Annotated in this window: 9 protein-coding genes; 8 read left to right on the forward strand and 1 reads right to left on the reverse strand. The window is 67.9% G+C overall.

What is annotated here, in order from left to right; translation table 11 throughout:
- Positions 1-26 precede the first annotated feature (26 nt).
- From OXS49_RS23100 to OXS49_RS23130, 7 genes are all read left to right on the forward strand, one after another.
- Positions 27-401: a hypothetical protein gene (locus OXS49_RS23100; RefSeq protein WP_244004588.1), complete on the forward strand. Its 375-nt coding sequence runs from the start codon at positions 27-29 to the stop codon at positions 399-401.
- A gap of 15 nt (positions 402-416) precedes the next feature.
- Positions 417-1,364, forward strand: coding sequence for a LysR substrate-binding domain-containing protein (locus OXS49_RS23105; RefSeq protein ID WP_267426963.1), 948 nt, complete (start codon positions 417-419; stop codon positions 1,362-1,364).
- Positions 1,365-1,432: 68 nt separating this feature from the next.
- Complete coding sequence (locus OXS49_RS23110; protein ID WP_267426964.1) at positions 1,433-2,626, forward strand: CaiB/BaiF CoA-transferase family protein; 1,194 nt, start codon at positions 1,433-1,435, stop codon at positions 2,624-2,626.
- A complete protein-coding gene (locus OXS49_RS23115) occupies positions 2,623-3,549 on the forward strand; it encodes a hydroxymethylglutaryl-CoA lyase (RefSeq protein ID WP_244004594.1) in 927 nt (308 codons plus the stop codon). Before OXS49_RS23110 ends, OXS49_RS23115 begins: the two co-directional genes overlap by 4 nt.
- 72 nt (positions 3,550-3,621) lie before the next feature.
- On the forward strand, positions 3,622-4,947 hold the full coding sequence (locus OXS49_RS23120; RefSeq protein WP_267426965.1) for an MFS transporter: 1,326 nt from the start codon (positions 3,622-3,624) through the stop codon (positions 4,945-4,947).
- A gap of 707 nt (positions 4,948-5,654) precedes the next feature.
- Positions 5,655-6,068 (forward strand): MucR family transcriptional regulator, encoded by a 414-nt coding sequence (locus OXS49_RS23125; RefSeq protein ID WP_267426970.1) that lies wholly within the window; start codon positions 5,655-5,657, stop codon positions 6,066-6,068.
- Between the two features lie 54 nt (positions 6,069-6,122).
- On the forward strand, positions 6,123-6,329 hold the full coding sequence (locus OXS49_RS23130; RefSeq protein ID WP_244004598.1) for a hypothetical protein: 207 nt from the start codon (positions 6,123-6,125) through the stop codon (positions 6,327-6,329).
- A gap of 274 nt (positions 6,330-6,603) precedes the next feature.
- Here the strand turns inward: OXS49_RS23130 and OXS49_RS23135 are convergent, their stop codons facing one another.
- On the reverse strand, positions 6,604-8,235 hold the full coding sequence (locus OXS49_RS23135; protein WP_267426966.1) for an inorganic phosphate transporter: 1,632 nt from the start codon (positions 8,233-8,235) through the stop codon (positions 6,604-6,606).
- A 469-nt stretch (positions 8,236-8,704) separates the two neighbouring features.
- Between OXS49_RS23135 and OXS49_RS23140 the strand changes: the two genes are divergently transcribed.
- The coding region (locus tag OXS49_RS23140; RefSeq protein WP_267426967.1) for a phosphatase PAP2 family protein at positions 8,705-9,618 on the forward strand (914 nt) is incomplete at its 3' end.

Here is a 9,618-nt window from a genome sequence, read left to right on the forward strand (position 1 = left end):
TCGAAGGGGTGCCGCGGAGGTCAGAGATGGATGCAGGGCTCGCCGATCACGTCAGGGCTGCCAGCGCGGTCGCACGGCGCCATGCGCTCGCCTTCCAGGCGCCCTCCGGCAAGGACGCGCTGCCCTGGTCGGTCATCGAGGCCTACGATGCCCGGGTGCGCGGCCATGTCGAGCGCGATCCGCGGCTCGAGGACGAGCGCGACCGGGTGCTGATCGCCGCCGTGAAGCTCGCCGAGACGCCGGTCGAGGAGGGCGAGGACACCATTGCGGCGGCCCGCGCCCATCTCATCGGCGCGATCGATTACCTTGAACAGGCGGTGATGCGCTTCGGCCGCGTCAACCGGCAGGGGGCGAAGCTCGGCTACGGCAGCTACGGCCAGCCTGTCGGCTCGCCGGATTGATCCGGGGCAGACCGGATGTCCGCGGGCCCGCCCATTGCGGCGACCCTGAGCCGCCTCGACCTGAAGACGCTGCGCCTGTTCGCTGCGATCTGCGCTGAGGGGACGCTCAACGGCGCGGCGCGGCGGGCCGCCATCGCCCCGTCGGCCGTGAGCAAGCGGCTCGCCGAACTGGAGCACGCGCTGGGCTGCACGCTGCTCGTCCGGGAGCCCCGCGGCATGCGCCTGACCCCGGCAGGGGAGACGCTGCTGCACCACACCCGGCGCATGCTGGCCAGCGCCGAGCAGATCGCCTTAGAACTTGCCGAACATGCCAGCGGCGTGCGCGGCTTCGTGCGGGTGCTCGCCAACCTTTCGGCCATCGTGGAATTCCTGCCGGAGGACCTTCAGGCGTTCCTCGCCGTGCAGGACGGGATCCGGGTCGATCTGGAGGAGCGCCCGAGCGGCGGCGTCGTGGCCGGCGTCGAGGAGGGGCTCGCCGATCTCGGCATCTGCGCGGGCGGCAGCGATATGCGGACGCTCACCGCCTATCCCTACCGCGCCGACCGGCTCGTCCTGGTCGTGCCGGAGGGCCATCCCCTGAGCGATCGCACCGCCATCGCACTGGCCGAGACCCTCGACTACGACCATGTCGGGCTCCACGTGGAAAGCTCGATCTACGCGGCCCTGCGGGACGAGGCCCGGCGCCTCGGCCGGCCGCTGCGCCTGCGCATGCACGTGCCGAGCTTCGACGCGATCTGCCGGATGGCGCAGGTCGGGATGGGGCTCGGGACCATCCCGGAGCATGTCCACGCCCTGCTCGGACCGTCGATGCGGCTCGCAGCGGTGCCGCTCACCGACCCCTGGGCGCAGCGCATGCTGAGCCTCGTCGTCCGCCCCGGCTTCCTGCCCCCAGCCGCCGCGCTGCTGCTCGACCACCTCCGCGCCGCCGGGGGCCTGCGTTCTCAGCCTGAGAACGCAGGGTGATGGATGGTGTTTGGACATCCGTCCTGCGACGGCCCTATTCAATGCGTTAACAAAATATGGAGGAGAGAATGTCCGGCCCGCTCAACGGTATCCGTGTTCTTGAGCTCGGCCAGCTGATCGCCGCGCCGTTCGCAACGCGGCTGATGGCCGAGTTCGGCGCCGACGTGGTCAAGGTCGAGGCCCCCGGCGAGGGCGACCCGCTGCGCAAATGGCGCAAGATGCACGAGGGCACCTCGCTCTGGTGGTACCTGCAGTCGCGCAACAAGAAATCGATCGCCGTCAATCTGAAGGCGCCCGAGGGGCTCGACATCGTCAAGAGGCTCGCTACGAGCGCCGACGTGGTGGTGGAGAACTTTCGGCCCGGTGGCCTGGAGAAGCTCGGCCTCGGCTGGGACGTACTCTCGGCCCTGAATCCGAACCTCGTGATGGTCCGGATCTCGGGCTACGGCCAGACCGGCCCCTACCGCGACCGGCCGGGCTTCGGCGCCATCGGCGAGTCGATGGGCGGCATCCGCTTCACCACCGGCAGCCCGGAGGCGCCCCCCGCCCGGGTCGGTGTCAGCATCGGTGACACCCTGGCCTCGCTGCACGGTGTCATCGGCGCGTTGATGGCGCTCCTGCGGGTCAAGACCGGTCAGGGCGCCGGACAGGTCATCGACGTCTCGCTGGTCGAGAGCGTGTTCAACGTGATGGAGAGCCTCGTCCCCGAATACGATCTCCTGGGCGAGGTCCGCACCCGCACCGGCGGCGCGCTGCCGGGCATCACCCCGTCGAACACCTACCCGACCCGGGACGGCGGCTACGTGGTCATCGCCGGTAACAGCGACCCGATTTTCCGCCGCCTGATGGCGGTGATCGGCCGGCCAGACCTCGCCGAGGATCCGGCGCTGCGCAACAACGACGGCCGCTCGAAGCAATCCGCGATGCTGGATGGCCTGATCGCGGATTGGTCGAAGTCCAAGAGCGTCGAGGAGGCGCTGGCCGCCCTCGATGCCGCCGACGTGCCGGCCGGCCGGATCTACTCGGTGGCCGACATCGTGGCCGATCCGCACTATCAGGCCCGCGACATGATCCTCCAGGCGGAGCTGCCCGGCGGGACCCGGGTCAAGATGCCCGGCATCGTGCCCAAGCTATCCGAAACCCCCGGCGAAGTCCGCTGGCAGGGCCCGGCGCTCGGCGCCCACACGGATGCGGTGCTGGCCGAACTCGGCCTCGACCCGGAGCGCATCGCGGCCCTGCGCGCGAAGGGAGCGGTGGCATGAGCGGCGACAGGATGATCGTGCAGGAGGTCGCCACCCGCGACGGCTTCCAGATCGAATCCGTCTTCGTGGCGACCGACGAGAAGATCCGCCTGATCGATGCCCTGGCGGAGGTGGGCTTCAGCCGGATCGAAGTCTCGTCCTTCGTCTCGCCGAAGGCCGTGCCGGCGCTCGCCGACGCGGCGGAGGTCTTTGCCGGAATCCGGCGCCGGCCCGGTACGGTCTACGTCGCCCTGGTGCCGAACCCGAAGGGCGCCGAGCGGGCGCTCGCCGCGAAGGTCGACGAGATCAACCTCGTGGCCTCGGTGAGCGAGACCCACAACCGTGCCAACATGGGCATGAGCCCGGCCGACTCGATCGCCGGCTTCGCGCGGATCATGGATGCGGTGCAGGGCGCGCCGGTCAGCACCAACGCCACGGTGGCAACCGCCTTCGGCTGCCCGTTCGAGGGCGACCAGCCGGTCGACAAGGTCGTCGCGCAGGTGGAGCGCTACCTCTCGCTCGGCGTCGACGGGGTGACGCTCGCGGACACCACCGGCATGGCCAATCCCCGGCAGGTGGCGCGCCTCGTCGCCCGGGTGCTGCCCCTGGTGGGGGCCGGGCGCCTGACGCTCCACTTCCACAACACCCGCGGCCTGGGCCTTGCCAACGTGCTGGCCGCCTACGACACGGGCGCCCGGCGCTTCGACGCGGCGCTCGGCGGGCTCGGCGGCTGCCCGTTCGCGCCCGGCGCCACCGGCAACATCTGCACCGAGGATCTCGTCAGCATGGCGCACGAGATGGGCGTGCCGACAGACCTCGACCTCGACGCCCTGATCCAGCTGTCGCAGGACCTGCCCCGCCTCGTCGGCCACGACGTGCCCGGCCAGGTCGCCAAGGCCGGACGCCCCTGCGACCTGCATCCGCCGCCCGCGAAGGCCGGGTGAGCCCCTGCGGGAAGCTGCCCACCGAAGGCGGCACCGCTCACCGTACGTCCGCAAAAAAACACGGAGGAAACCATGACCGCAGCCCTGTCCGGGTCGTCGGCCGCCGAGGCCGGCGCGGTGACCGAGAACGCCATCGTCCACAAGGTCGCGTGGCGGCTCATGCCGCTGATCATGATCTGCTACATGTTCGCGTTCTTCGACCGCATCAACATCAGCTTCGCCAAGTTCCAGCTGCAGAGCGATCTCGGCTTCAGCAATGTCGCCTACGGGCTCGGCGCGAGCATGTTCGTGGTCGGCTACGTGATCTTCGAGGTGCCCTCGAACCTGTTCCTCTACCGGGTGGGCGCACGGCGCTGGATCGCCCGGATCATGATTTCCTGGGGCATCGCCACCGCGCTGATGATCTTCATCCACACCGAGTGGCACTTCTATGCCCTGCGCTTCCTGATCGGCGCCATGGAAGCGGGCTTCGCACCGGGCATCCTCTACTACCTGACCATCTGGTTCCCGGCCTCGCATCGCGGGCGCATCACCTCGTTCATGTTCGTGGCCTCGGCCTTTTCGGGAATCTTCGGCGCGCCGGTGGCGGGGCTGATCCTCGGCGGGCTCAACGGCGTCGGGGGCTTGGCCGGCTGGCAATGGCTGTTCCTGGCCGGCGGCCTGCCCTGCCTGATCCTCGGCGTGCTCGTGCTGATGCGCCTCGACGACCGGATCGCCGACGCGAAGTGGCTGTCCGAGCCCGAGAAGGCACTGCTGTCGAGCCGCATCGCCCACCACAACCGCGACATCGGCGACCACTCGCTCCTGGGCGCGATCAAGCAGCCGGGCTTCCTGATGATCGGGCTGATCTACTTCCTGCTCCAGATCGGCTCCTACGGCCTGAACTTCTGGGGGCCGGACCTGATCAAGACCGCGAGCGGTGGGCAGGCCGCCTCGGTGGGCTTCCTGACGGCGATCCCCTACATCTGCGGGGCGATCAGCATGGTGGTGATCGGGCGCCTGTCCGACGCCTCTGGCGAGCGGCCGAAATTCGTCGCCGGGCTGGCGATCGCGGCGGCGCTCGGCTTCTTCGGCGCCGGGATGTTCGACAAGCACATCGTGCCGCTGATGTTCGCCCTGGCGCTGCTGGGGGCCGGCATCGTGGCCTCGATCCCGACCTTCTGGACCCTGCCGGCCAAGCTCGTCACCGGCGTCGGCGCGGCGGGCGGCATCGCGCTGATCAACACGCTCGGTCAGTTCGGCGGCATCGTCAGCCCCGTGATGGTCGGCTGGGTGAAGGATCTCACCGGCTCGACGACGCCCGCCCTCTACGGTATCGGGGCGCTCTGCCTCGTGGCCGCCGTCCTCGCGCTCTTCGCCCTGCCGGCGAGTCTGCGCCGGAGCGACCGCTCGGCTTGAGCGGCCCAAGACGCGGCGTCCCGGACCGGACGGTCACGGGACGCCCAACAGGGCGGCCGGTCTGTATTCCCCAGGTGTCGTCCCCATCGCGCGCCTGAGAGCGGCGGGCGAGCCGTACCGCGCTGGCGAACCCGCACGCCGCGAGGCAATGGGCGCAGCGCGGACCGGCAAGGCATCGAACAGTCATGTCGAGGCGCTCACGGTTCCGAAACGCTCGAACGGGTCAATGCGCATGTCGCTACGACCTACGTTCTGTAATCATTCCGGCGTCGATGTACTGCCAAAATCGCCATGTCTGAGGCGATCTATAAATAAAGAGATACTTTTCGTGATATCGATCCGGCCATCGAGCAAGCTATCATCGAGGCGCTCTGCTTCGATCTGCGGCGGATGGTGGCGCGCGATGTCACGTCAGGCCGGAAAACTGTTTCCCGGGTGATCATCAACGCCCGAAAACAGCAGATGGATTAATATTTTTAACCTTGATGTTGTTGCTTTGCGCGGCTGGGCAAAAATCCTCGCGCCGCCGGACAAGCGCCAATCCGTACATATTGTATATCTTCTGCATCCTCAGGAAACGAACTTGAGGTCGGATCAACCTCACTCACCCGAGCGGCTTTCGGCGTCGATCTATCGCCATGTCAAAATGGATGAATTTCAACCCGATCGGCGATCCCGCGAAGGTCTAACAGATGGCGAAGCTCGCAATGGATAACCTGAAAGAAACCCATCCTGTGTTCATGCTGGAGAAGGTCGGCGCCATCGTGGCGGCTTATGTGTCCCGCAACGCGGTCGAGGCCGCGGAGCTGCCGAACCTGATCGATCAGGTGCACACGGCCATTTCGGATCTGCGCGACCGGTCCGGGCAGGGCGGCGGGCGGTGGAATGGGGCGAGTGCCGAGAAGGTCGAGGCATCGATCCAGCATGACGGCCTGATCAGCTTCATCGACGGCCGGTCCTACAAGACCCTGAAGCGCCACCTCACCGCGCACGGGCTGACGCCGGAGCGCTACCGGCTCCAGTACGGTCTGCCGGCCGATTATCCGATGGTCGCTCCGGGCTACGCCGCCCGGCGGTCCGAGATCGCCCGAGCGATCCAGCTCGGCCACAAGGCGGCCTGAGCGATGACGCCCGGCTATCCGCCGGGGCCGGCGCCGTTGCACGCGCCGATGCCCATGCCGGGAACGGCCCGGACCCGGAACGACCTCGCCCGCCTTGCGGACGTGTTGGGTGTTCCGGTCACGGTCTTCTCCCCAGAGACGGAAGGACAGGACGAGGCGATCCTGCAGGCGGCGGATCTCGTCACGATCTTCGCGGCGATCGATAATCCGGCCGCGCGCCGGACCTGTCTGGCCTTCGTCCGGGCAATGGCGAGTTCCTGAGGCGCTGGGGGGCGCCGCAGCCGGCCGGGCGATACGCTGCCCGCTCCGTGCCCGGGGGGGGCGTGCGGGGCAGGCCCAGCGAACCTGGCCGGCTGCGCTATGACGATGTTCCGCGTCGCGCGGAGGGCTCTGCACGGGCAACCATCTCAGGGCTCCGCCCTGAGCACCCGCCAAAGGGCTGAAGCCCTTGGGAAGCCCGAATCCCGGATCGAACCGGCCCGCGGTGAGCATCATCCCGAGGCCGGCGATCACCGGCCGGGATGATGCCCGCGCGTCAGAACACGTGGCGCAGGATGAAGAACAATCCGGCCGCGAGGGTGATGGCGGCGGGCAGGGTCATGACCCAGGCCAGCGCCATGTTGCGCACCGTCGACATCTGGAGCCCCGAGCCGTTGGCCGCCATCGTTCCGGCGACGCCCGACGACAGGATATGGGTGGTCGAGACCGGCAGGCCATAGAGTTCGGCGAGCCCGATCGTGCCGGCGGCCACGATCTCGGCGGAGGCACCCTGCGCGTAGGTCAGGTGCGTCTTGCCGATCTTCTCGCCCACCGTCACCACGATGCGCTTCCAGCCGACCATGGTGCCGAGGCCGAGCGCCAGGGCCACGCAGATCTTCACCCAGCCCGGGATGTAGCGCGTGCCGTCGTTGAGCAGCCCCGCGTAGCGCTTCAGAGTTCCGGTCTCGGCGTCCGAGAGGTCGGCGCCCGCCTTCGGCAGGAGCCGCACCGCGTCGGCGGCGAGGTACATGTCGCTGCGCATGTTCTGCGTCTGGGCGGCCGGCACCGTGCGGATCGCGCCATAGTTCTTCACGTTGGCGGCGATGTCGTTGGAAAGCGCCGCAAGGGCCGCGAAGACGGGCGCGCGGTTCAGGTCCTTAGTCTTCAGCGCCTCCGTCACCGTCCGGCGCGCTTCTGCCGCCTCCGGCACCGGGGCTCCAGGGGCGCGGGCGGAGAAGACCTGGCTGGCCGACGTCGAGGCCTGCATGAAGGCCGGCGTCGTGTCGTCCGCCATGGTGCGGTTCAGCGCGTAGGCCGTGGGGGCGGCGCCGATCAGGATCAACATGATCAGGCCCATGCCCTTCTGGCCGTCATTGCCCCCGTGGAAGAACGAGACCAGCGTGCAGGTCAGGATCAGCAGGCTCCGAATCCACAGAGGGGGCGGCGCGTCGCCCTCCGGCGCCTCGTAGAGGTCCTTGCGGCGCACGGTGAATTTCAGGGCGAGCAGCAGCAGCGCCGCCAGCACGAAGCCGCAGATCGGCGAGAACAGCAGCGCCTTGAACACGTTGAAGGCCTGACCCCAGTCGACGCCGGAGGTACCGTCCGCGCCGCTCATCAACTGGTTGGCGAGGCCGACGCCGAGCACCGAACCGATCAGCGCGTGGGACGAGGAGTTCGGCAGCCCGAAGGCCCAGGTGCCGAGATTCCAGATGATCGCCGCCAGCAGCAGCGCGAAGATCATCGCGTAGCCCGCCCCCGAGCCGACATGGAGGATCAGTTCCACCGGCAGCAGGGTGACGATGGCGTAGGCCACCGCCCCGGAGGAGAGCATCACGCCGAGGAAGTTGAAGAACCCCGACCAGATCACTGCCACGAGCGGCGGCAGCGAGTGGGTGTAGATCACCGTGGCGACGGCGTTGGCGGTGTCGTGGAACCCGTTCACGAACTCGAAGGCGAGGGCGATCAGCAGGGCGAGACCCAGCAGCGCGAAGGCGCCGTAGGCCAGGGGCGCTTCGCCCACGGCGTTCATGTCGGTGATCAGGCTCACGACTGCGTAGCCGAGCCCCGCCACCAGGACGAGGAGGAAGGCGATCACACCGCCGGGGTGCATCCCATGATCGAGGCGGGGTACGCCAGCCGGTCGGCTTCCTGCGGCCCCCGGTGACGACATCACGGCGGTATCGGACATGAACCCTCACGCGGAATCAAATGGGTTGGTAAAAGCGGCCTTAAGAGGCGCCCGTGACGCTTCGGTGACGCAGGGTCGCAGCGAGGGCCGTCGGGAACAGCATTCGCGCGGCAAACGACTTCATTTTGTCGTCATTGATCTTACGCAGCGTAGATTTCAGTTGGACGCTAGCTTGCACCAATAGCAAGGTTCAGAGCTGCGATCTGCGCCCGGACGATTGAGCCGACAGACTCAATGGGCACAGTAAGAGCTTGCTGGAAAGCAAGGTCAAGACATCGCAGCACGGCGTCATGTGTTGGCTAAGTTAATATCGTGTTGCTCGGATGCGACATAGCGTAAGTTTGCTTATTGTGACTGGATTATGACGTAACCGGGCTTGGCGTTTACGCTAAATCTCCGGCCGCAGCCGAATGGCCGCGGGCTTTGGGGGCCGGATATGAGATTGCGATACGGGGTTTCGATTGCGGCCTTGACGGTCGCGGCCTTCGGTTCCGGCGCGCAGGCACAGACCGCCAACACGACGCCGTCCGATGTGAACGTGCTCAATCTACTGGCGCCGTATCTGACGCTCAACGCGACGGCCACCGGCCAGCAGACCCTGCAACGCAACCTCGCGCAGTCAGCCGCGACCAACACCGGCGCCGGCCTCGCGCAGCAGCAGCTCGCAATCAGCGACAAGAACCTCCTCGGCTCGGCCAGCAACAACCTGTCTTCGTCGGGGCTCGGCACCTACGGCGTGGCCGCCAACCTCGGGGGCGGCCTGCCGGCCCAGACCCCGATCAACGGGATCGTCCCGCAGCAGCTCGTGGGTGGCCTCGGCGCCCAGCTCGGCCCGATCTACCAGCGCGGCGTCGCACAGGGGGGCACCGGCCCGCTCGGCAGCGTGGTCAACCTCCTTGTCGGCGCCTACACGTTCAGCGGCAACAATCTCGGCGTCGCCAAGAACTACTTCGCCAACGGTGCGGCCAATAACCCGAGCGTCACGCCGAACAATTACGTCGCGAATCCGGCCGTGGCGCCGGTCGGCTACAGCCTGCCGAGCTATAACGGCCTGCCCAACACCACCAACAGCGTCTACGATCTCGCCTACGGCGTTACCAACACGCAACCGGGCCAGGACGTCTACGGCTCCTCCCGGCCGGTCCAGGCGGCACCCGACCGCTTCAATATCTACGATCCGACGGCGCTCAGCGGCATCGCCACCAACCCGTCCTTCCCGAGCGGCCACACCACTTACGCGTTCACGGACGGCATCCTGCTGGCGATGCTGGTGCCGCAGCAGTACCAAAGCATGCTCGCCCGCGCGGCCGACTACGCCAACAGCCGCGTCGCGCTCGGCGTGCATTACCCGCTCGATATCATCGGCAGCCGGGCGCTGGCGAC

Source organism: Methylobacterium sp. GC_Met_2 (assembly GCF_026540795.1).
Lineage (GTDB): Bacteria > Pseudomonadota > Alphaproteobacteria > Rhizobiales > Beijerinckiaceae > Methylobacterium.